Origin of the sequence: Negativicoccus succinicivorans, from assembly GCF_014207605.1 — a bacterium.
GTDB lineage: Bacteria > Bacillota > Negativicutes > Veillonellales > Negativicoccaceae > Negativicoccus > Negativicoccus succinicivorans.
Genome location: NZ_JACHHI010000001.1, coordinates 203,737 through 224,462 on the forward strand (window position 1 = coordinate 203,737; position 20,726 = coordinate 224,462).

The window sequence follows — 20,726 nt, forward strand, 5'->3', positions numbered from 1 at the left end:
TCCTTTGATGTAACAAAAGCGATGAAAATCATCGCTTTTGTAGACTTCTAAAATTATGCGCGTTCGATGTAGGCGCCTGAACGGGTATCAATTCGCAAAACGTCGCCTTCATTAATAAACATCGGCACCTTTACAACATATCCTGTTTCTAATTTTGCCGGTTTCGTTCCGCCTGTAGCCGTATCTCCACGAATTCCCGGGTCTGTTTCAACTACCGTCAAATCTACAGAGTTTGGCAGCTCAACACCGATAATTGTGCCGTTAAAGAACAGTACCGTGATTTCCATATTTTCTTTCAAAAAATTCAGAGCTTCCGTTAACTGATCTTTCGTCAGCATAACCTGATCATAGGTTTCTGTATCCATGAAATTGAAGCTGTCACCGTCTGCATAAAGATATTGCATCGGGCGTCGATCCACTTGCGCTTTCGGTAATTTTTCACCCGCGTTAAAGGTGCGTTCTATGACCGCACCGGTTTGCAAGTTTTTGATTTTGGCACGTACGAAAGCGGCCCCCTTACCTGGTTTAACGTGCTGGAAATCCACTACCTGCCATACTTGATTGTCAATTTCAATCGTTACACCCGGGCGAAAATCGTTACTAGAAATCATCTGTTAAGCCTCCACTTCAAATACTCTATTGACTTTTAAAGCTCCATTAATTCATGGGGGAAAAGCGTGATTACCTCAGGTTCTCCCTCTTTTACCACTACTGTATCTTCAATCCGTATACCGCCATATCCGGATATATATATCCCCGGCTCTACGGTAACTACCATATTAGGTTCCAACACGGTTTCACATTTCGGTGATAGTGTAGGTAACTCATGTATTTCCAACCCTACCCCATGGCCAAGCGAATGAATGAAATATTGATTCAGCCCTGCCTTCACGAATTCCTGTCGCGCAAATGCATCGATAGTGTGGGCCGCTACACCGCTTCGAACTTTTTTTACACTTTCTCTTTGTACGTGTGCGACCGCGTCATATAGTTGTCTCTGTCGATCGCTTGCTGAACCGATCACAAAGGTGCGTGTCATATCAGAATGATAGCCGCGATACACTGCGCCAAAATCGATCGTCACGAAGTCACCGATCTCAATGCGCTTGTCGGTTGCCGTACCATGCGGCAATGCGGAACGTTTACCCGAAGCAACAATCGTAGCAAACGCGGTATGTTCCGAACCATGCGCAAGCATGGCCTGTTCCAAAGCAATACGTACTTCATTTTCGGTGCGTTGTGCTGCGATCTGCGGTAAAATATCATGTAACGCATTCGCCGCCATTTGTGCGGCTCTTTTTAAATAGTAAAGCTCCGTATCTATTTTGACTTGACGCAATGGATCTAAATCGATGTTATTTATGACTAGTTCAGGACACTGTTCTTGCAACTTCCAATATGCCATTACCGATAATGAACTTGCTTCTACCGATAATAAGGATATATTTTCCTCTTGTAAGATTTTACTGATGGTGGCATATAATTGTCCTTGATGATTGACAACTTCCCAATCTTCAGCCTCCGCCGTCGCCTGTTCCGTATACCTGGAATCGGTGATTAAAAGATGTCTTTGCGGTGTAATTAAAAGTTCGGTGCTGTCACCGGTAAAATCACTCAGAAATCTGACGTTCTCATCTTTATGCACCCAAATGGCAGAATGATCCTGTGGTTTGGGAAGGTGATTTTGAGCTACCATGTATAACGCCTTCCTGTATATTTATTCAACATAATATTACCATAAAAAGTATTTAAAAACTATGATTTTAACTTATAATTTTTTTTAAATGATGCGTGTCATTGAGAAGTGCCAACAAGTTGCGATCGCCATAATATTCGATCATGGTAACATTGGCATTCGCCTGCCGAAAATTCCAGGCGAGGTCCAGATCTAAACCAAGTAAAGTACACAAAATACAGCGGATAGTGCCGCCGTGACATACAATGGCTACCGCCTCATCCGGATGATTATGAGTGATCTCTTCGATCGTTTTCGCGGCACGATGCTGAACATCGCCAAACGACTCTCCGTTGGAAATACGCACGCTTGACGCATTGGCATACATATGCTCAATGCTTCCCGGCCACTTGGAATTAATCTGCTCATAGGTAAGACCTTCCCAGTCACCGAAATTAATTTCTCGTAATCCCGAACGTAATTCAACAGTAAGACCTTTGGATATGGCCAAAGGTTGTGCCGTTTCCACAGCACGCTCTAAATCACTCGAATAAATGGCGTCTAATGGCAAATCGGCAAAATAATCCACCAAACATTGTGCCTGCCGACGCCCTAAATCACTCAGCGCGACATCCGTCACGCCTTGATACTGACCGGAAAAATTCCAAACGGTTTCACCGTGGCGAATCAAATAAAGTGTAATCACGAGGACTGCGATACCTCCTTAGAAATAGCCGCAAACAACCTGTCATTGGCGGCGGCCTGACGAATAGCAATCCGTACATGGTACGAATCAAGGCCGGGATAATTGTCACAATTGCGAATCATTAAGCCCTGCGCCAATAAACGTTCGGTAAGTTCAGCAGCCGTGAGTTTTCTCTGCAAATTCAGCAGAATAAAATTAGCTGTAGGCGGATATATAAAAAGTTCCGGGAGCGCTGTATATTTTTCATATACACGCTTTTTTTCCTCATAGACAAATTTTTGCGTATTTTGAAAATACTCTATATCATTCAAGGCGGCTTTTAAATAAGAAGCCGCCAGAGCATTTACATTCCAAATGTCGAGATCAGCATGCATGGTTTCCGCTAATTCCGGCGCAGTAAACATGACGCCGGCCCGCAAGCCAGGGATGCCCCAAAATTTTGTCAACGAATGTAAAACCACAAAGTCATCCCGTTTATCGACAAGGCTTCTGGCCGTATCCAGATCAGGATTAAAATCAATAAACGACTCGTCCACCAGAATACGTGCGCCACGTGTGCGTGCCGCTTGTAACCACTTCTTTAGTTGACTGACATCGGTATATACGCCGGTCGGATTATTGGGTGAGCAAATGCAAAGGACTTCCCCCTTGCTCATCTTCGTCACACTGTTTGGGATATCTTCCCATGCAATTTGGCGAATTTCCGCTCCGACCGAAATAGCCGCCCGTGCATATTCACTGAATGTCGGCACGGGGATCCAAACGGTAGACGGCCGCCAATATCTAAAGACAGTAAATAAAAGTTCCGTAGCTCCGTTGCCAAGTACAACTCCGGCCTCATCGTGTTGATAAAACCGGGACAGTGCTTTTCGTAACGTCCTATTATTGGGTTCCGGATAATGCAAAGCCAAGGTTGGCCAATCCTGTAACGCCTCCACGCCTTCCGGCGAAAGGCCTAACGGATTGATATTGGCACTGAAGTCTTCTACTTGCTCCCGTACAGATGGCGGCAATGCATAAATATTGCCGCCATGTTGGAACGAAGTATATAGTGCATCAAGATCTGCGGACAAAATGTATGCCTCCATTATAAACTTTTACACAGTCTAAAAATGTCAGTGTATTGCCAAACTCAACCGACAGACCCTTGCGAATATCGTCCAACTTTTTGAGATCTGTCAATAGTAAACCGCAAACGGTACCGCTATGCGCAACAATAACGCCGTTAGCACCTAACGCTTTCCCCCACGCGTCCAAATCTGCAAGATACGGACGCGGCAATATTCTCTGATTGGCATAGGCACTCATTGTGGCGGCTGTTCCGATTTTTATCATATCACCCTTACGTAAACCTTCTACCAATAAGGTAAGGGCTTTTTGTATTTCTTTTTCTTTAGCGGCGCGCTTACTGATCAAATCTTCGCGGGCATTAAATTCTACTGTGTCGATCACTCCGCCTTGATCAAAAATGCAAATATAGGCTTCCGGAAAATGACCGAGCGGCCGTAAAAAATGTCCTTGCAAATGGTCAAACTGAACAATGCCCGGATAAAAGATGGCATCGCTGGGCTCAATAGACAGTGCTAAACGCGCCAATTCTTGCATCGACAAATGTCGTCCGGCAGCTAAGGCAACCGCTAAACAAACGGCACTAATATCCGCCGAACTGGAGGCCATACCCTTACCGTCCTTCAGTTCGGAATACAATACCACATCAATATCCCGCACAATCCTTAAGTACTCTTTGGTCACCGCTACAGCTTGTTGCGCTTTATACGGAAGCTCATGGGTTTGAGTGGTCGTTTTAGGCCATGCTGTTGCAATGGAATACCGTTCAATCGGGCAGGTAACTAAAAAGTTTTGGCCGTCAATTTGCCCCTGAATTAATTCACCGCATGCTCCCGGAGATTTTACAACAAATTCCATACACCGATCCGTTCCTGCAATAACCAAATCAATAAAATAACAATTTCAGATGTTTCTGTAATGGCACCGTAGGTATCACCGGTAACGCCGCCTAACTTTTCGACGAAATGAATATTCGCCCATTGCATCCAACCAAAGGCAAAAAGCATCGGTAAAATGCTTTTAAGTCCGGCCACCGGGATGGCCAATAAAAGGAAAGCGGTAGCTACCTGTAATGTGTATGCAGGAGCATTGTCCGCAAACGCCTTCCCCATTCCTTGTGGCCGTGCGTAAGGAAAACGTACAATTGTCCAACTCATCAGCCAGCGACTGATCAGCGGCATGATGATGAGTAACGGCCAAAGCGGTCCGGAGATGTTCATGTATAAACCGATTTTTAACAATACTAAGAAAACAAAGCCGACAATCCCCTCCGAGCCGACGCGGCTGTCTTTCATTATCTCCAGCATTCGTTCCCGGCTGCGACCTGAAAAGTAGCCGTCACATGTGTCCATAAATCCGTCTGCGTGCAAGCCGCCGGTAATAATCATTTCGGCTAAGACAAGCAATACCGCCATCAAAAACGAATCCACCCAACTTGCGGTGAGCCAATACAGCAGCGCAAGAAAAATTCCGATGACCAAACCGACTAAGGGGAAATATGCAACGGAAGCACCGAATTGATCATCCGGCCACACTTCCTGACGAACGATTTTAAAACGTGTTAAAAATTGTAATCCGATTAAAAAAGGTTTCATAATTCACCCAGCAGTAATAGCAACGTGATACAAAGCGTCCCGAGAAAAGTACTGGCGTACATTAACTGCACTGTCTTACGAATATGAAAGCGCTGAATTTTCTCATGGGGATCGCCCATGTAACTCCGAAATTCCGTTTTCCCCTGGTATTGATTATAGCCTCCCAGACGAATCCCCAGTGCGCCCGCAACAGTGGCTTCACTGTAACCGCCATTCGGACTGGGATGTGTATGCGCATCGCGACGCATCATCAACCAGGCCTGCCGAGCTGAAAATCCCAGTACGGCACTGCTCACCAACAGTAATCCTGCCGTCAAACGAGCCGGCACCCAGTTGACCACATCATCCAGCTTTGCCGCTGCGCGACCGAAATACAGATACCGCTCATTCTTATATCCCACCATCGAATCCATGGTATTGATCGCACGATATAGAGCGGCCCCCAGCGGTCCCAGCAACCAGAAATAGAATAGCGGTGAAATGATCCCATCGACAATATTTTCTGCTACGGTTTCAATCGTAGCGCGGGCAATTTCACTTTCCTCCAGGTGTGCTGTATCACGGCCCACTATCCAACTTACTTGGCGACGTGCTTCCGGAAGATTTCTATCGGCAAGGCAGCGATAAATTTTTTTTGCATCACGAGCCAAAGCATGCGGTGTAATCGTGATGTAAAGAATGAAAATACAACCAATAATATACGCTGTATAATGAATTTCCGCCAAAATGAACAGAATCATATACACCGGTAAAGCTACACTCAATAAAACGGCGATAACCAAAAATACGCCGTCAGAAATCATCTTTTTAGCACCGGCTGCGGGACGGAAAAAAACGGACTCCCAAAAACTTATCGCTTTGCCGATCAAAACAACCGGATGAAAACGACTGCGGGGATCACCGATGAAAGTATCGACTATCAGCGCCAAAAATGGCACCGCGCAATATAAGTAGGCGGTCATTTTATGGGATTTTTCGTTGGTGCAAATTCCAGCAGTTCATACACCAAATCCATATTCAATGCTTCGCGAACTGTGGCGGCCAAGCGGTCATATTCGGATTCTTTATATTCCTGTAAACGAAATTGAACCGGAAGTGGCGCTAAACCTTTTTTCTTTCGTAATGCGTTTAAAATACCCCGACGCAACTCATCATTATCAAAAATACCGTGAATATAAGTTCCGAAACAATTACCGTCTGCGGTTACTAAGCCGTCTTGGATATCAACTTCATGCAGGCTGCGTTCAGTAATGTGAAAAGCAGCCGTATCATGATGGGTAAAAACACTTTTTCCCATGTGGATTTCGTAGCCCGCAAGGTCATCCCAATTCGCATGTAGATCCAAAAAAGAAAAGTCGCGACAGGAGAATTTTACCTGATTGGTAGTTTTAGTTCCTGCCATTTCTGTGGAAAGTGGTAAAAGTCCGATTCCGTCGATACGGTCGTATTTACTTTCGACGTGTTGCGGATCCGTAATCTCTTCGCCCAACATTTGGTAGCCGCCACAAATTCCTATGACAGGCGTACCTTCTTTAGCAAGACGACGAATTTCATCTACATAACCAAACTGTTGAAGATACAAAAGATCTTCTGTCGTATTTTTGCTGCCCGGTAAAATAATCACATCCGGATGCCCGATACTGTCACCGCGACGAACGTAACGCACTTCTACATCGGGTTCATGACTGAATACGTCAAAGTCCGTAAAATTGGAAATTTTCGGTGTTTGTAAAACTGCGATTTCAAGTTCTTTTGCCTGTGCTGAAAGCTTTTTGTCTGCCAAGGATACGGAATCTTCGTTATCAATCCCCAAATCTTGCAGGTAAGGCACCACTCCAAGCACGGGAATTTTGGTTTTCTCTTCCAAAAAATCGATGGCAGGCTCCAATAACTTAATATCACCACGGAACTTGTTAATAACAATACCTTTTACGTGGGCACGTTCTTCCGAAGACAATAATTCCAAAGTGCCTACCACAGCAGCCAGCGCTCCGCCACGATCGATATCGGCGACGAGAACAACCGGCGCATCCAATTCCAACGCTACACGCATATTGACAATATCTGTCGCTTTGAGGTTCACTTCGGCGGGACTGCCCGCGCCTTCAATCACTACTACATCAAAATGGTTGCGCAGATAATCCATACTTTCCTTGACTTTATCCCACGCAGTCAGACTGTAGTGTTCATGATATTCACGTGCACTGTAAACTCCAACCGGTTTCCCCATTAAGACAACTTGCGACGTCTGATTTCCGGATGGCTTTAAGAGCACGGGATTCATTTGCACGATGGGATCCATCCCTGCCGCTTCCGCTTGTGCGACTTGCGCGCGACCGATCTCATCGCCGGCTTTCGTAACGTAAGAATTCAAGGCCATATTCTGTGCTTTAAATGGTGTCACACGATATCCGTCTTGCAATAAAATACGGCACAACGCTGTCGTTAAAATGCTTTTACCCACATGCGAGCTGGTGCCTTGAAACATAATTGTTTTTGCCATGCGTCCTCCTTATTTGATCCGTTTCGGAATCCCGCAAAGCACAAATTCAACCCGTTGTGCTTGCGCAGCTAAACGCTGATTGGCCAAACCGACTAAATCTCGATAGACCCTGCTTAACGGATTATCCGGCACGATTCCCAGACCTAATTCATCGGAAACAAAAATAAAGTCTTTGTCACTGGAAACAATCGTGTCGATAAGTTTTTGAATCTCCATCTCGACTGCTTCCGTGACGATCTGTAAGCGTTCTTTTGAAATGTTGTTGCCGGGAGTAAGCTCCTCTTCCGTTAAACGGTCCATTAATAAATTATTTACATACATTGTAACACAGTCAAACAGATAGACTTCGCAAACTTGTAGGATCTCTGCTAACGATTTTGACTTAGGGGAATCATACATAAACGTTTGCCATGTATCGGGGCGACGTTCCCGGTGCCAACGTACCCGCAAAGCCATTTCTTCATCCCAAACGCGGGCGGTTGCTATATAACCTTTGCTCACTGCCGGATGTTTCGCTAAAATTGTTTCGGCATAAGCACTTTTACCGCTCCGGGCACCGCCTAATATCATCGTGATGGATCCCACTCATCTTCCTCCTTTATGGCGATCTTAAGTAAAATCGGCTATAATAATAAAAATAAATCAATGAGGTGAAATTAATGGCAGACAACAAGACCTACCGCGTAGATTTAATGCGCACTCTATGGCAACATACGTATCGCGCTACTATTTTTGATGCGAACGATGCGTATGCCGCAACGATCCGAATTATTCTGGGCATCCCTTTGGATCGTGCAGAAGTTCCCGAAAACGCTCCGGAAGTCAAAGATTATATCACGGTATTGGTAGAAGATACTGTGATAAAACCGCAAGATATTATAGCGTTTGAAGAGCAAATTACGCGTTTCATTATGGAAAAATCGGCGAGTGAAGAGTTTCAACCGACACACTGCCTGTTCTTCTATCCCAGTCCGGCCGAAACTTTACTTAAAGAACAGGAAAACAGCAAACCGGCAAATGACAAATAAAATAAAAAAACAACTCCCTGTGGGAGTTGTTTTTTTATTTCAATTCTGACTCTGCACGTCCTAAAATATAGCATACATCGGAAAGACGATTTAAATAGCGAATATCGACTTCGTTAACATCTTCGCCTTCTTCTGTATGCAATTTCCAGTAAGAGCGCTCCGCACGACGCACTACTGTTCTGGCAACGTTCAGAAATGCTTCAGCCACGGTTTCACCCGGAACCAAAAATTTAGTAAGAGGCTCCAGACGTGCATCGTACTTGTCAATCATTTGTTCCAATTCTTCGACCCGCTCATCGGTAATATCCGGATCTTTACCAAGGCTGGCCGTATCTGCCATCAGTATCCACAGATCTTTTTGCAGGGCGTAAATATCATCTTTAACTTCTTGCAGTTGGGCCGCTGCGCGAGCCATGCCCAAAACCGCCTGTGCTTCATCGATAATCCCGTACGTTTCGACACGAGTGCTGTATTTGGGAACGCGTTGGCCTGTATATAACGCCGTCGTCCCTTTATCACCCGTTTTTGTGTATACCTTAGCCATAATAGCCTCCTTACAGTTCCGGGAACCAGAGTGCAATTTCCTGTGCTGCCGTTTCCGGAGCATCCGATGCATGCACAATGTTTTCATCAATCGAAGTCGCGAAATCGCCGCGAATCGAGCCAGGTACCGCTTCGATCGGATTCGTTGCACCGTTAATTTGGCGAACGGCTGCAATAGCATTTTCACCGCTGATTACCATCGCCAGCAACGGACCCGAAGTAATGAATTGAATCAAACCGTCAAAAAACGGTTTGCCTTCGTGTACCGCATAATGTTTTTTCGCTAATTCCGGCGAGATCTGTTCCATGCGAATGGCATCGATCGAAAGGCCTTTACGTTCAAAACGCGAGATCACTTCGCCGCAGATTTTTTTCTGAACTCCGTCCGGTTTTACTAATACTAATGTTTTTTCCATTTAGATCATTCTCCTTTTGTTCAAAAAATAAAAGCCAAAGAGACCTTAGCCCGTCCTCTTTGGCTGATGTATCCTTGACACGGTACCTCTGACAAGGAGGGGACCAGTTAAGGTGGTCGGAACGACATGATTTGAACATGCGACCTCTACCACCCCAAGGTAGCGCTCTACCAAACTGAGCTACGTCCCGACATCTTATTATAGAATATTAATTTTACGTCTCTTTGTCAAGAGGAATCAACGCTACACCGTCGGCGCAAACTGTGACGATATGCACCTGCGCCGCTTCCTCTTCACCAAATTCCATTTGCATAGCTTTTCCCACGGCAGCGGCATGATTCTCATCGCTAACCGCCAATAAAGTACTGCCTGAGCCACTGATAGTCGATGCATACGCGCCTGCCTGCAAAGCAGCTTTCAGTACTTCTTTGCCATGCGGAATGAGCGTCAGGCGGTACGGTACGTGCAAACGATCGGCAAATGCCGCTTGTAAAAGTTGAGGGCGCCGATTCACCAATGCACCGATCAACGCAGCCGCTCCGGAAATGGTTTGAACCGCATCTTGCAACGAAACTGTCTGTGGCATAATCTCCCGAGCCTTTTGCGTCGATACTTCCGAGCGGGGCGATACGACTACAAAACGCCAGTCGGAAGGCACGGAGAACTGCGAAATCTGCCAGTCGGCATCAATATGATGCGCTGAACAAAAGCCGCCTAAAAGGCAAGGTGTAACATTATCAGGATGGCCTTCCAATTCCACCACCAGAGGCAAAAGTTCTTCTTTTGAACGCTGCAGACCGGTAATTTGATTGGCTAAAAACACTCCGCCTACTACCGCCGCCGAGGAACTCCCCAAGCCTCTTGCCATGGGAATACGATGCTTCATCACCAGATGCCCATGGGGTAAATCAACTCCGTAATGAGCGGCGAAAAAGTTCATGCTCTTATAGAAAAGATTCTGCTCATTAAATATGAGCGTACCCGCTCCTTCCCCATGTATTTCGCCGGTAAGAGTCTCCTCGCCGGGAATAAATGCAACTTCATTGTATAAGTCCAGTGCCATTCCGAACACATCAAAACCGCAACCGAGATTTGCCGTCGTCGCCGGTATGCGAATTTTAACGTTCATCATTGCCGCTTTCCCCAAGCACTCGTAAAACATTGGCAATTTCACGTACGCAATTCAAATTTTGCAACCTTGCCCGTACGTTTTGAATAGCCGTATCCCCTGCCGGATATACAACCATAACAATTTCCGCTGTCTCTTCCAAGTTTCCTCGTTGCCACATCGTTTTAATGCTCACGCCGTCTTGGGCAAAGCATTGCGAAATCTCCGACAAAACGCCGGGCGCATTATCAACAATGAGACGGAAATAGTACGATGATAGTACAAAGTTGGGATCCATAAACTGTGCCGGATTATTCTCTTTCAGCCACGCATTTTTGCCGGTTGTATGATGATGCAAATGAGCAGCAATTTCCAACACATCTCCCAATACGGCACTGGCCGTCGGGTACGAACCGGCGCCTTTGCCGTAAAACATAATGTCATCGACTGCATTGCCTACAATGTAGACCGCGTTATACGCACCGCGCACCGCGGCCAGCGGATGATCTTGCGGTACAAACGCTGGATATACTGCCGCCGCAATGCCCTCTGGTTGTTGACGAGCGACAGCTAATAATTTAATGACATAACCGAATTCTTTAGCAAACTGAATATCTTTACTGTCAATTGCTTCAATACCTTCGACAGAGACGTCGTCGCTGGTCACATTAGCGCGGAACCCGATGGAACTTAAAATCGCAATTTTACGGGCGGCATCAAACCCGCCGACATCTGCCGTCGGATCCGCTTCGGCAAACCCCAGCTTTTGCGCATTCGTCAACGCATCCCGGTACGACATATTCTTTTCGGTCATTTCAGTAAGAATATAATTCGTAGTTCCGTTGATGATTCCGACAATTTCTGTAATTTGATTTGCTTTCAGAGATTTTTGCAACGGCAGTAAAATCGGAATACCGCCACCGACACTTGCTTCACACATAAAGTCCGCAGCGTTTTCAACGGCAGTCTTGACAATTTCAGGGCCGTGCAGCGACACCAAGTCTTTGTTGGCACTAACTACACTTTTACCGCGTCGAAGGGCTTCCAAAATAAACTCTTTGGCAGGATGAATCCCACCCATTACTTCCACTACAATAGAAATATCCGGATCGTCCAAAATATCATTGATATCATCGGTAATGGTCAAATCGGAAGGAATATTTAAGTGACCGTATCCATTAACATTTTTGACAAGTGCACGTTTAATTCGAATCGGGCTGCCCAAATCTTCTTCAATGATCGTACGATTTTTTTCTAAGGTATTTAAAACGCCGGATCCTACTGTACCCAGTCCCAAAATACCAATATATATTGATTCCATCGCAGCCTCCTTATTCGTGCCCGATCAAAGTTATTTCCTTGACGCCTTTAATCCGACCGATACGTTTGATAATATCCTCGACGCTTATCTTCATATGCCTCGTTTCAAATGACATCGTTACATTGGCGATATCCTGGAGTGGAATTCCCTGATTAATGGTGATAATGCTTCCGTTTTCCCGTGCGATTAATTGCAATACGCGAGACAATACCCCTGCCTCATGGGAAATCATAATGGAGACGCTGAATACTCGCCCCTGGATTGCCTCGTAAAAGGGTTCCACACGATCTTTATACTTATAGTAAGCGCTGCGACTTAAATCCGCCATTTGCACGGCTTGATGAATCGTTTTTGCTTCGCCGTTACTGAGAAGGTTTTTGACTTGAATCGTTTTTTTGATTGCTTCGGGCAATATACGTTCATCGACCAAATAAAACTGGGTATCTTTTGAGTTATCCACTGCGTTTTACTCCTCCAACCGTTGGGGTAAGTGTCCCGGATCTTGGGTCTTACCCAACAAATATTTTTTCCCGAACAAAGTTAACATAAAATACATCCCTAAAAAGAATGGAATATATTCTGCTATGAAACGCCACATGACGGCAAGTAAACCTACCGTACCCCGAGGCACGTACCCTTTAAATAAAAGTACAAAAAATCCTTCCGCAATACCGGTGCCCCCAGGCGTCGGCGCGAAGTAAAGCATAAAATTTAATACGATCATACGCCCTAACAGGAACAAGTTGCTGACTGCGGTATTACTTTTCCAAAGCAAAGCCGGTAAAACACCGTAAATACAACACAAACTAAGTCCGGAATAAAGAAACACAAGAAGTGTATCCCATGGGCGATCTTTCATAATCTGTAAAGTAACGGTTAAGTCATTCAAAAAACGTAAAAATTTTCGAATACGTTGCTTGGAAAAACCGCAAGTATGTAGCATTACAAACGTCCATTTTTTGCCAGAAGCACCGGAGAACAACCAAAATCCGAATAAGCAAGCCAATAAAAAGGCTATCGCAATATAAAACAAAGTGCTGTTACCTATATACGGAATGTCCAAGTGATCAAAGAAAAAGACAAACGGTAACGCAAACACTAAAAACAGGATCGAAAAAATGGTTCGGATGATAACGATCATACTGCTTTTAGCCACCGGTACGCCGATGCTTCGCAAAATCAGTACTTGTGCAATGGCACCACCGGCAGCGCCGGGGGTCAGCAATCCCATAAAGTAGTTACCGAAAATCACCTGCATAATGCCGATCAGACGCACTTTATAACCGTTCATTGCCACAAGACGTTGCAAACGCAGACCGTCAAAATACATACCGACACTCCAAATTCCAAGCGCCAGTATAATATTGGAAACGGAAAAATACGTAAGTGCGTGCCAGGTAGTAAAGTCGATGGTAAAGTACACCGTGCAAAAGGTCACAATTGCAATCAGTGCAAATAATAAAATACCGTTACGGACGGTATGATTCATGCGCCGATCACTCCAAAATTGATTCTGTGAATGCCTTCATGCATCAACAATTCATAAACATTCGGCGAAGTTAACGCCTGGTACTCTTTTTCCCAGTTATATTCCCAGCCATATTGAGCTCCCAGGTGAAGGTTGCTGCTGCCCGGATGGCACATCAATTCATGGAAACCATCTCGCAATTGCGGGAAAAGTTGCAACAATTTGCGTTCCGTCAAATGGCCGCCATCCATCATCCCCCAAAAATGTTCGGTCGTCGCCATTCCGGCTGCACGTATTTTACGTCGTGCCCGATTCGCTAACACGGTAAGGCCCGTTTTTCCAAACAAGCGACGCCAATCCGCAAGATGTTTACCGTAGCGAATATTTTCGGCCGGAATGCGCATCGCACGAATATGATATTTCTCACATAAGGTCAACACAATCGGTAAGACACGTGGCCAGACATGTAAATGCTGGTGTCCGTCGACATGTGTAATAGTTAATTTTGTTCCCGCAATTTTCGCAAATTGGGCTGAAAGCTCCCGATACACATCATTGTAATCAATTTCTCCGGCCAAATCGCGGCGAATGAATTCACCATAGTCGGCCAATAATTTACCGTTTTCGTCAAGCAAACTTTTGACTTCCGCCGGATCCGCCACCGGGTCTATCCCACCGACTAACGCAGTATGAATGCCCACTCCGAGTCGCGGTAACGTTTCTGCTACGGCGATTGCGTCTTCAAAAGCGGCGCCGCCTGCTAATAAAGTTGTGCTGGTTATAATCCCGTTTTGAAAACCACGAGCAATCGCTTCATTGACAGACGGATGTAAACCGAAATCATCCGCATTCACAATTAAAAATTTCATATTGGCTCCTTATCGATAACGGTCAAACGTTGAGAAGTGCCATTTGCCGATCATTTGTAAGTCTTTTTGTGCATGTTTTTGTGCAAAACTTGCCAAGAACCGGCGCACCATAAACGACGCCCCCTTGGGAAGTGTCGTATAATATTTTCTTCCCAACTCTGCCAGCGTATCTACAAATGCGGCACGGGCCAAGATAGACGCCATTGCCACCGCAGGGTATCGTTCGCCGCGAGGCGTTTGCAAAAGAGGCACGGTAATTTGCGCCGTCGCCCATTTTTTTTGCATTAGTTCTTCGCGAGCGAAACGATCCAAAATAATTTGCTCAGCAGGAAAACACTGTAATAATTTTTTCATATTGGCGAAATGCAAATCAGTCAAAAGATCATTCAAGTTTTTGCCGTTTTTTTGGTAAGCGGCATATTTTTCATTATATAATTGCGGAACAAGTATTGTGACTTCAGCTTGATCCTCATATTGATCCAGAAAACGTTGCGCTAATTTCGTAATTTGGAGATCGGTCAGTTCTTTACTGTCACGAACGCCCCATGATACTACTTCTCGAGCCTGATCTTTGGTAAGGTACACGGCTGCGACAACAAGCGGTCCCAGTACATCCCCCTTACCGGATTCATCACAACCGATCACATACGTGTCAATTACTTTTCTATCTTCCGTTGCCGCTTTGGTTTTCTTTACTTCCGCGCCGGACGAATTAAGATTGGTTGCCAGGGCCTCCAGTTCTTCTTTCCATTCAGGATCCTTGGTTTGGATCACCAGTCGGAAGCCTTTTTTACCGTGATAAGTGTTTAAAATTGCCGTCTTTTCAGCGCGCACAACTTTCCACTGGATACCGTACGGGATCGTTTTTGTATTAGTTATTATTATATCATATTGCTTCAGACGCTGAGCCAATTTCTGACGCAGAACATCCGGCGACTCATTTGGCAAGCCTATCTTCCCCTTTCATTTTCGCTTCCGCTTGCACCTGTCGTAACGGCATGTTTTGCACTCGTGCAATACGGGCACAATCTTCATACTCCGGCTTACATTTATACTCGTTTCCTACGCGAGCGTACTTCACGCGCACCGATTCACCGTATAAGAAAATCTCTGTTTCTTGCGTCGGTAAAACCGTTCGCTCACACGTAAATTCGCGTACTCCCCAACTGGTTGTTTCCTGCAAGATGAAGTCAACCAGCGCTTGCGATTGCTTTTCCTCACAAAGTACACACAAGGTAACTGCCGGACGACTTTTTTTCATAACAATCGGGATATACCAAACATCCGACGCACCTGACGCCAAAAGTCGTTCCTGCACATAGGCAAGCGTTTCCGGCGTCATGTCATCCAGATTAGTCTCCAATTGTTTCATGACGGATCCTTTTCTCGGCAAATTGCTGCAGCTACTCGAGCAGCACCATAACCGTTATCAATATTTACCACTGCGACTTTATCTGCACAGCTGGTAAGCATCCCGAAAAGAGCCGTCATGCCGTTTTGCGCGACACCGTACCCCGCCGAAGTCGGCACGCCGATCACCGGAGCCGAAATTAATCCGCTTATCACCGTAGGGAGTGCGCCCTCCATACCGGCAATCGCAATGCAAACTTGTGCATCCTTCAGTTCTTTACAAACCGCCAGCAAGCGATGTATCCCCGCCACACCGCGATCGTAATATGCTTTCACGGGAATGCCTAAAAACTCAAGTGTTGCCACCGCTTCACGAGCTACACTTTCATCCGCGGCACCGGCGGTTACTACCGCCACGAAAGAGCGTATGGTTTGATGAGAACATTGGCCGTACGAAAATACACGTCCAATCTCGTCCCATTTGGCTTGCGGTGCGAGTGTATGTAAATATTCGCCCATTTCCTTACTCAATCGAGTCAAAAGCAAGGGCTTGCTTTGATTTATTGCATATGAAAGTAACTCTGTAAGCTGTTCTTGCGTTTTCCCGCTGGCCAATACCACCTCGGGAAACCCCTGTCGCTGAACGCGATTATCATCCCAACAAAGGCGATTAATATCCGTAAAACCATAATACTCCCGAATGTTTTTTTCCAATTCAGCCAAATCAAGAGCATTATTTTTCCATGCTTTTAGCCAATTCCCGAGAGGTTCCGTCATAGCCTGTCCCTTCCCTCACCAAGCGATGATGAAATAAAATAATCGCTGCCGCCATGGCTACATTAAGTGATTCTACAGTAGGCGATATCGGAATATGGAAACGCGCATCGGCCTGCTGTAAAATTTCTTCAGGAATGCCTTTACCTTCGTTACCGAAAAGCCAAAAAACATTGCGCTGTGAAGGCATCATTTCATACGATACACTTTCACCAAGTGTGGTAGCCCAAAGCGGCATCTGCCGTTTGCGGGCCGCATCATATAAATCTTTCGGAATAATCTGCTGCACCACAGGAATTTGTAAAATAGTTCCCATGGAACTGCGCACCGCTTTATCGTTAAATAAATCGACAGTACCTTTCGTTGTCCAAACGGCGGCACACTCCGCCGCTGCCGCAAGACGAACTATTGTCCCCGCATTTCCGGGGTCCTGCACACCGCACAATACTGCAATGGGACCCGGTTGTATGTCTGTTTCCTTCGGTAAACTTGCTGTTTTCACAACTGCGGCAATTTCCTGACTGGCTTCCGTTTGCGCGAGTGCTTTGAACATTTTCGAAGGCACTATAAAAAGAGGCACCTTTTCCGCTATGGTAAGGCCGCTCGCCTGCAGCCCCGCCTCGGTAGCCCAGATCTCATATTGCAAACCGGCCGATTGCAAGATAACCTCCACAGCACGTACGCCTTCTACCAGAAACGAACCGTGCTGCTCACGATATTTACGTTGTGATAGCGCACAGACCCGTTTCCAATGCGGATTTTGTAAGCTGGAAATTTCTTTTTTCACGATTCCAACAACTCCCGAAAGTATCCTGATGTATTGGCCAATTCCTGATAGGTGCCGGTCTGAATAATCCGACCTTCCCGAAATACATAAATACGATCCGCATTCCGAATCGTCGACAAGCGATGTGCAATCAAAAGAATCGTACGTTCACCGCGAATACCGGCTAGGGATTTTTGAATTCTTTCTTCCGTAGCGCTATCCATATTCGCAGTTGCTTCATCCAAAACCAACACCGGATACCGTCGCGCCATCACACGAGCTAACGATAACAACTGTCGCTCTCCCGCCGAAAAAAAGCTTCCCAGATATCCCGCCTGGGTATAAATACCTTGCGGTAGTTGTTGAATTTCATCCCAAAGATTTACTTTTTGCAAAGCATGAATAATCCGCTCCGGTGTTAACGTCGGATTATGTAAGCTGATATTTTCCGCCACCGTACCTTTAAACAAATGCTGATTTTGAAAAACGTAACCCAAGAGTGTACGAGTGGAGGCGATCGAATAATCTTCAATCGGTTTGTCGTTTAAAAGAATACGCCCCCGTTGCGGAATATACATGCGCAATGCAAGCGACATCACTGTCGTTTTACCTGCCCCTGAAGTGCCGGCAATACCCACCAACTCTCCATTATCGACATAGAAGGAAACATCTTTCAGCACCCATTTTTCCTCGTCACCATAATGGAACCAGACATTCTCAAACTCCAAAGACCTGAACGGCTCTTCAAAATCCGGGCGATCGTCAATTTCCGTCACGCTCGTTTGCTCCCACATTTCGCCCACGCGATCAACCCCCGCCAAGGCAGACTGCAAGGTATTGTAGCGTTCTGCCATACCGCGAACCGGAGCAAAAAACTTCTCAATATACTGAATAAAAACAAACACGAGTGCCGCATCCGTAATATCGACGGCTAAATTGGTATAACCTAAAATCAGCACTACACAAATAAAATAAGTAAAATCGACAAACGGTCGAAAGACGGAAAATGTACGGACCTCCTGAATTCCTGCCGTGACATAGGCCTGATTAATCGTATCATACTCTTTAATGACTGCTTTTTCCGCATTGTATGATTTGACAATCATGATACCGCTCATCGCTTCCTGAATAAAACTGTTGGAAACAGAAATACAGGAACGCACTTTGCGATACGCTCGACGGCTGTATTGGCGGAAAATATATACCGCAATTCCCAGTAAAATCATTACCGTCAAAGATGCCAAGGCGAGGCGCATATGCATTTGCAGCAAAATTACAATGATGCCGACCATCATTAAAAAGTCACCGCAAAAAGGAATTAAAACCTCGATAAAAAAAGCGCGAATCGCATCTGTGTCATTCGTTACCTTGGTGACTAAATTACCGGTTTTGTAGCGTTTCAGCGAACTTTCCGACTGCACTAAAATGCGTTCGAAAACGTTTTGACGAATGCGATAAATAATATTTTGCCCAACATATTGCAAAGAAAAATTCAACGCATATAAAAGTCCGACGCTTAGAAATACCGTTGTCAAATACAACCAACCGACCCGATATAAAGCGGTAAGATCTTTCACGGGAAATATATCGCTGATTGCGTATTTCAATAGGTACGGACGCAACAGATCGAGTCCCACTGTCACCGCTACCAGTATTCCGGCCAATACCCACCAACCGTAATACGGTTTTGCATAATTAAATAAGAGCCGGAGTTGCTTCAAATCGCGGCGATTTTTTCGTTGTTTATTCGCCATCGCTTATGCCTCCTGCTGATGATATAAAACGTAATACTCGCCGTGCCGATTCCACAGTTCCTCATGAGTGCCCTGTTCAACGATGTGTCCATCTTTAAAAACGAAGATAATATCGGCATCACGCAAGGCATCAATGCGCTGGGAAATAAAAAGGATCGTATATTTTCGACGCAGTTTTAAAATACTTTCTTCAATCATCGCAGCCGTTTGAAAATCGAGTGCCGAAAAAACGTCATCCAAAAGCAACAAGGGTGCCCGTTTGTATAAAGCACGAGCAATTCCGATACGCTGCCGTTGTCCCCCGGAGAGATCCGTACCTGCTTCCTGCAATTTGCTGCTTGGTCCCTGTAAACGATCCTGCAAAGAAAGTGAAATCGCCGTATCATCCATTAACTGTTGGACATAATCCATATCCTGCTCCTGCGCGGGTGCGGGGAAAGTGATATTGTCAGCCACTGTTTTTGAAAAAAGAATTTGCTCCTGCGGAACAAACCCGCTCAGCGCACGCAGGTCTTCTAAACAGTACGAACGCACATCTTTGTCATTAATAAACAACGTACCTGCCGGCGGATTGTACAAGCGAAGCAACAATTTGAAAAATGTAGTCTTGCCGCTGCCCGGTGCGCCGACGAGCCCAACAAATGCCCCTTCGGGAATAGTTAGATTCACATCGCAAAGCGCCGGTGTGTCCGCTTCGGGATAGGTAAAGGTAAGATGTTCTGCTCGAACCTTTGCTTGTGCAGGCACACTGTCTCGATGGTCCGCGCAGTCATCCGTTGCCTGTTCTTCCGGCCACTCAAAATACTCGCGCAAACGATCATATGAGCCCAAGGCCCGATTCATCACTGCAATCAAGCCGCCGACTCCCATCGTGGCCATGATCAACATACCGATATACCCGTTAATAGCAACAAAATCACCGACGGAAATTTCATCGTTGATAACCAGTCTGCCACAAATAAAAAGTGAAACTGCATAGCAAATCATCGGTAAAATACGCATCATCGGTATAAATACAGCTTGCACGCGGGCAAGTGATAAGTTGCCCTGCATATTTTCTTCATTTAATGTTGCAAAATATCGTGCCACGGATGCTTCTTCGACAAGACTTTTAATGATAGGCAAGCCGAGAAACAGCTCTTGCGTATATTCGGTCAGATTACTGAATAGGTCCTGCACATGACGAAACCGTTTACGCACCACACGTCCGAGCAAAACTGCAGCCAGCAAAATTAACGGCATCGGCAATAAAACACGCACCGCCAGCGCTAATGTGATTTGACTTGCCATCATCCAAAGCGCCAAACCGTTTAAAAAGATCGCATCTACCAAAAGCAGCATCCCTAAACCGAATGCAATTCGGATCGACGTTACGTCATTGATAAGTAAAGCCATGATTTTGCCGGGACCATGTTTTTCGTAAAATTGCACCGGTAATCGGATGGATTTTTTGACAATCGCATCCCGCATTAAATATTCACTTTTGCGCATTTGACCGAGAATGCAAAGGCGGTAGCCAAATTTGCACACTAAAATTGCCAGCCCCAACAGCAAAATATTGCCCACATAGCTGGCAAGATGTGTCTTCCCTAAACTGATATCATCTATCGCGGCCCCCAGTAATTTGGGCACCCATAATTGCAATACATCTACTGCAATTAAAAGTAGAATACCCAAAAAGTAGACCGGAAAATGCGGCCATAAAAACCGTTTGAAAAATTGTCGATAATTCATTATTCACTCCTTACGTACAGTTATTGTAACATATTCCTTATGCATCTA

23 protein-coding genes and 1 tRNA gene are annotated in these 20,726 nt (G+C 45.5%); 1 reads left to right on the plus strand and 23 read right to left on the minus strand.

Going from position 1 to position 20,726, the window contains the following annotated elements:
- Positions 1-53 precede the first annotated feature (53 nt).
- The 9 genes from efp to cobU all read right to left on the minus strand — a co-directional run bounded on the left by efp (position 54) and on the right by cobU (position 8,132).
- Positions 54-611, minus strand: a complete 558-nt coding sequence (gene efp, locus HNR45_RS01100) for an elongation factor P (RefSeq protein WP_024049234.1) — start codon at positions 609-611, stop codon at positions 54-56.
- Positions 612-646: 35 nt separating this feature from the next.
- Complete coding sequence (locus tag HNR45_RS01105) at positions 647-1,696, minus strand: M24 family metallopeptidase (protein WP_159821908.1); 1,050 nt, start codon at positions 1,694-1,696, stop codon at positions 647-649.
- A 67-nt stretch (positions 1,697-1,763) separates the two neighbouring features.
- Positions 1,764-2,381, minus strand: a complete 618-nt coding sequence (gene cobC / locus HNR45_RS01110; RefSeq protein ID WP_159821906.1) for an alpha-ribazole phosphatase — start codon at positions 2,379-2,381, stop codon at positions 1,764-1,766.
- On the minus strand, positions 2,378-3,454 hold the full coding sequence (locus tag HNR45_RS01115; protein WP_024049237.1) for a pyridoxal phosphate-dependent aminotransferase: 1,077 nt from the start codon (positions 3,452-3,454) through the stop codon (positions 2,378-2,380). The genes cobC and HNR45_RS01115 overlap by 4 nt, the downstream gene beginning before the upstream one ends.
- Complete coding sequence (locus HNR45_RS01120) at positions 3,438-4,307, minus strand: GHMP family kinase ATP-binding protein (protein ID WP_159821904.1); 870 nt, start codon at positions 4,305-4,307, stop codon at positions 3,438-3,440. The genes HNR45_RS01115 and HNR45_RS01120 overlap by 17 nt, the downstream gene beginning before the upstream one ends.
- Positions 4,292-5,044, minus strand: a complete 753-nt coding sequence (gene cobS / locus HNR45_RS01125) for an adenosylcobinamide-GDP ribazoletransferase (protein ID WP_024049239.1) — start codon at positions 5,042-5,044, stop codon at positions 4,292-4,294. Before cobS ends, HNR45_RS01120 begins: the two co-directional genes overlap by 16 nt.
- Entirely contained in the window at positions 5,041-5,982 is a 942-nt protein-coding gene (cbiB, locus tag HNR45_RS01130; protein ID WP_306769712.1) for an adenosylcobinamide-phosphate synthase CbiB, read from the minus strand. The genes cobS and cbiB overlap by 4 nt, the downstream gene beginning before the upstream one ends.
- Positions 5,983-6,002: 20 nt before the next feature.
- The gene (locus HNR45_RS01135; protein ID WP_034436130.1) at positions 6,003-7,547 is read right to left on the minus strand and encodes a cobyric acid synthase; all 1,545 of its coding nucleotides are present in this window, start codon (positions 7,545-7,547) and stop codon (positions 6,003-6,005) included.
- Between the two features lie 9 nt (positions 7,548-7,556).
- Complete coding sequence (gene cobU, locus HNR45_RS01140; RefSeq protein WP_024049242.1) at positions 7,557-8,132, minus strand: bifunctional adenosylcobinamide kinase/adenosylcobinamide-phosphate guanylyltransferase; 576 nt, start codon at positions 8,130-8,132, stop codon at positions 7,557-7,559.
- A 74-nt stretch (positions 8,133-8,206) separates the two neighbouring features.
- Here cobU and HNR45_RS01145 point away from each other — a divergent pair, with 74 nt between their 5' ends.
- Entirely contained in the window at positions 8,207-8,575 is a 369-nt protein-coding gene (locus tag HNR45_RS01145; RefSeq protein ID WP_034436127.1) for a hypothetical protein, read from the plus strand.
- Between the two features lie 34 nt (positions 8,576-8,609).
- On the opposite strand, the gene HNR45_RS01150 is transcribed toward HNR45_RS01145, so the two are convergent.
- The 14 genes from HNR45_RS01150 to HNR45_RS01215 all read right to left on the minus strand — a co-directional run bounded on the left by HNR45_RS01150 (position 8,610) and on the right by HNR45_RS01215 (position 20,678).
- A complete protein-coding gene (locus HNR45_RS01150; protein WP_159822397.1) occupies positions 8,610-9,122 on the minus strand; it encodes a cob(I)yrinic acid a,c-diamide adenosyltransferase in 513 nt (170 codons plus the stop codon).
- 7 nt (positions 9,123-9,129) lie between these two features.
- Positions 9,130-9,534: a nucleoside-diphosphate kinase gene (gene ndk / locus HNR45_RS01155; RefSeq protein WP_024049245.1), complete on the minus strand. Its 405-nt coding sequence runs from the start codon at positions 9,532-9,534 to the stop codon at positions 9,130-9,132.
- A gap of 113 nt (positions 9,535-9,647) precedes the next feature.
- Positions 9,648-9,724, minus strand: a tRNA-Pro gene (locus tag HNR45_RS01160).
- A gap of 24 nt (positions 9,725-9,748) precedes the next feature.
- Positions 9,749-10,666, minus strand: coding sequence for a homoserine kinase (gene thrB, locus HNR45_RS01165; protein ID WP_159821900.1), 918 nt, complete (start codon positions 10,664-10,666; stop codon positions 9,749-9,751).
- Entirely contained in the window at positions 10,653-11,963 is a 1,311-nt protein-coding gene (locus tag HNR45_RS01170) for a homoserine dehydrogenase (protein WP_159821898.1), read from the minus strand. The genes thrB and HNR45_RS01170 overlap by 14 nt, the downstream gene beginning before the upstream one ends.
- A 10-nt stretch (positions 11,964-11,973) precedes the next feature.
- Positions 11,974-12,423 carry an ACT domain-containing protein gene (locus HNR45_RS01175; protein ID WP_034436117.1) on the minus strand — a complete coding sequence of 150 codons (450 nt, stop codon included), beginning with the start codon at positions 12,421-12,423 and terminating at the stop codon, positions 11,974-11,976.
- Between the two features lie 6 nt (positions 12,424-12,429).
- Positions 12,430-13,452, minus strand: coding sequence for a lysylphosphatidylglycerol synthase transmembrane domain-containing protein (locus HNR45_RS01180; RefSeq protein ID WP_159821896.1), 1,023 nt, complete (start codon positions 13,450-13,452; stop codon positions 12,430-12,432).
- Positions 13,449-14,300 carry a ChbG/HpnK family deacetylase gene (locus HNR45_RS01185; RefSeq protein ID WP_159821894.1) on the minus strand — a complete coding sequence of 284 codons (852 nt, stop codon included), beginning with the start codon at positions 14,298-14,300 and terminating at the stop codon, positions 13,449-13,451. The genes HNR45_RS01180 and HNR45_RS01185 overlap by 4 nt, the downstream gene beginning before the upstream one ends.
- Positions 14,301-14,309: 9 nt before the next feature.
- Complete coding sequence (locus HNR45_RS01190) at positions 14,310-15,248, minus strand: ribonuclease HIII (protein WP_159821892.1); 939 nt, start codon at positions 15,246-15,248, stop codon at positions 14,310-14,312.
- Entirely contained in the window at positions 15,238-15,672 is a 435-nt protein-coding gene (gene larC2, locus HNR45_RS01195) for a nickel pincer cofactor biosynthesis protein LarC2 (RefSeq protein WP_024048947.1), read from the minus strand. The genes HNR45_RS01190 and larC2 overlap by 11 nt, the downstream gene beginning before the upstream one ends.
- Entirely contained in the window at positions 15,669-16,427 is a 759-nt protein-coding gene (larB, locus tag HNR45_RS01200; protein WP_159821890.1) for a nickel pincer cofactor biosynthesis protein LarB, read from the minus strand. Before larB ends, larC2 begins: the two co-directional genes overlap by 4 nt.
- Entirely contained in the window at positions 16,384-17,211 is an 828-nt protein-coding gene (locus HNR45_RS01205) for a TrmH family RNA methyltransferase (protein ID WP_159821888.1), read from the minus strand. The genes larB and HNR45_RS01205 overlap by 44 nt, the downstream gene beginning before the upstream one ends.
- Positions 17,208-18,944, minus strand: coding sequence for an ABC transporter ATP-binding protein (locus HNR45_RS01210; RefSeq protein WP_159821886.1), 1,737 nt, complete (start codon positions 18,942-18,944; stop codon positions 17,208-17,210). The genes HNR45_RS01205 and HNR45_RS01210 overlap by 4 nt, the downstream gene beginning before the upstream one ends.
- A 3-nt stretch (positions 18,945-18,947) precedes the next feature.
- Entirely contained in the window at positions 18,948-20,678 is a 1,731-nt protein-coding gene (locus HNR45_RS01215; protein WP_159821884.1) for an ABC transporter ATP-binding protein, read from the minus strand.
- Positions 20,679-20,726: the final 48 nt, after the last annotated feature.